This is a genomic window from Catenibacterium faecis (assembly GCF_014306455.1).
Classification (GTDB): domain Bacteria; phylum Bacillota_I; class Bacilli_A; order Erysipelotrichales; family Coprobacillaceae; genus Catenibacterium; species Catenibacterium mitsuoka_A.
This window is the reverse complement of record NZ_JACRWG010000112.1, coordinates 1-2636: the sequence shown is the minus strand read 5'-3', so window position 1 is coordinate 2636 and position 2636 is coordinate 1. Positions and strand designations below refer to the sequence as shown.

The following is a 2636-nucleotide window of genomic DNA, read 5'->3' as shown; positions in this document are numbered from 1 at the left end:
TGATTATTCCACTTTAGTTGATCACTCATTCCGATTGGGTTGACCAAGTGTTCCGATACACTTGACCAACTAGCCATTTTCATAAAATTCCGATGGGGTTGACCAACCATTCCGATGAACCTGACCACCTAAAATCCTGACTGTAAATAAAGTACAGTCAGGATTATTTTTTGTTTATCTGCTTCTCATTGACTTATCACCAAAGATTTTTATTGTCTGTGATTTTGATATTATTCTATCCATTATTGCATCAGCTAAGGCACCTCCACCAAGCTTACTGTGCCATCCTGCAACATCAAACTGAGAGCAGAATACTGTTGAATGAATACGATATCTCTTTTCCAGTATTTCAAGAATATCCTGCTGTTCGGCATTATTAGTCCCTATCAACAGCCATTCGTCCAGTATTAAAAGATCACACTTTATGTATTGATTTATTCTCTTTCTGTAGTTTCCCTGAACCTTTGCAAGATCTAATTCAGCTAATAAGTCAGGAAGTCTTACATACATTACTTTTAGGGTTGCATTACATGCCTCTACACCTAGTGCACATGCAATATATGATTTACCACTTCCTGTAGCACCAACTATAATGAGATTCTCATGTTTATTGATATATTCATTCGTTGCAAGTCTCTCAATCTGATCCTTATTCAACTGTCTATCTGCATAGTATTTGATCTGTGTTACTGAAGCTTTAGATTCTACAAAATTCGCATTCTCAATAAGTCTTTCAATCTTATGGTTATGCTTGTAATCTGTTTCAGCATCTATAAGAAGCGCTAGTCTCTGCTCGAAAGTTAATTCATGGATATCTTCTATTTCATCCTGTTCCTTATAGGCTTTCGACATACCTTTTAACTTTAATAAAATCATCTTATCGTATGTATCTCTATTCATTGTTGCTTCCTCCATAATATGATGAACCTCTGATAATCGCATAGCTATCATCAATCACCTGTTCTTCTTCTGTTTTTCTAATATCTTGATTATGTGCAATAATTAATTTAATATTCTTGTAGCGGGGCACAGCTAAGTGTTGAAGCGCCATATGGCAAGCTTCCTCAAGCTGCTTGGATGAATATGAGTCTGCCAACTTTAATATTGATCTGCAGCCATTATATGCTTGTTGTTCCGCTTTATAATGATTCAATAACTGGTCAATGACCTTATAAGTACTAGGTCCTATCTTATCTGCCCACTTTCTGAATCTATCGCCATTCCATTCACCTGCTTTTTTATGATTCAATGGCATATGATCCATATTGGTAGAATACTGACCAGGATTACCATATAAACGTCTATGAGAACAGATACGTTTCTTCTTGTAATAGACTTCAATGACGCTTCTAGTGATTCTTACATCAACTTTATGCTTGATATACTCATAAGGGACTGAGTAATACATCTTATCAATAGAAATATGATAATTGTATTGTACTGTAGCCTGCTTCCATACAGCGAATTCAAACGGCTCCTTAGGAAGTGGTCTCAGGAACATCTTCTCTTCATTTTCAAAGATTTCTTTACGGCTTCCATTTCTCTTCTGAAATGGCTTTGCATTGAATTCTTCAAGACATTTTTTAATTTTCATATTAGCTTCAATGACGGAATTGAATTCCTCCTTTCTTAGACGAGCTATTATGGAGGATGTCACCTTGCCAACAGTACCCTCTACACTTGGCTTTCCTTTTGGTGATCTTACAAGCGTTGGAACTATAGCCACATCATAATAGTCACCCATTTCCTGATAAGCCTTGTTTAATATCACTTCACCATTTTTAGGGTGTTTTATGACACCCGTTTTTAAGTTATCAGGAATAAGTAATGGTGTAGTTCCACCAAAAAACTCAAACATATGAACGTGTGCATTAATCCAGTTCTCCTGCTTCATATCACTCATAAGTTCAACATAGGTATACTGACTGTATGGCAGTGTTGCCACGAAAAGATATCCTTTAGTTACTTCACCAGTAAGTTCATTAACTATTGGAACAGTAGTACCTGCCCAGTCCACTTCAATTCTTTCAGCTATCTTATGATCAAAGTGCATCGTAGCTTTGTTTCTTTCGATATACTGGTTGAAATAATTACAGAACTGAGAATACTGCAATGGAATCTTACCTGCAGCTCTTACCTCATTGTAGTACTCCTGCCATAAAAGCATCTTGGTTACACCAGGTTTTTGTAGTTCAAGATACATCATTTCACAATCAGGCTTCGGCTGTAAATTATCACTATCATCTTCTGGCTTTGGAAACAGCTTGTCAGCGAATTCTTCACTAGTCATAGTGCTGACATCATTCCAGGATAATCTTAAAGATTTAGCAGCATTTTCTACTTTTCTGATCGTGTTTCTTGAAGTCTTTAATAGCTTTGAAATTTCGTTTCTAGACACACCTAGTGATAAATATCTGAAAATCTCTTTGTATTTTTCCTCATATGGTTTCAAAATAAAAAAACTCCTTTCCTGTAAAATATTGTGTAGATTCGATGCTTATCTACACCTTAATTTTACTAGAAAAGGAGTATGTATAATATAATTGATCAACCTAATCGGAATGATTGGTCAAGTGTATCGGAATTAATGATCAGGCTAAATCGGAATTATTGGTCAGCTACGCCAAAATAATCAA

The 2636-nt window shown here is 35.7% G+C and carries 2 protein-coding genes; both read right to left on the bottom strand.

Going from position 1 to position 2636, the window contains the following annotated elements:
* Positions 1-174 precede the first annotated feature (174 nt).
* Complete coding sequence (gene istB / locus H8909_RS12865; protein ID WP_187013108.1) at positions 175-900, bottom strand: IS21-like element helper ATPase IstB; 726 nt, start codon at positions 898-900, stop codon at positions 175-177.
* On the bottom strand, positions 893-2452 hold the full coding sequence (istA, locus tag H8909_RS12860; RefSeq protein ID WP_187013107.1) for an IS21 family transposase: 1560 nt from the start codon (positions 2450-2452) through the stop codon (positions 893-895). The genes istB and istA overlap by 8 nt, the downstream gene beginning before the upstream one ends.
* Positions 2453-2636 lie beyond the last annotated feature (184 nt).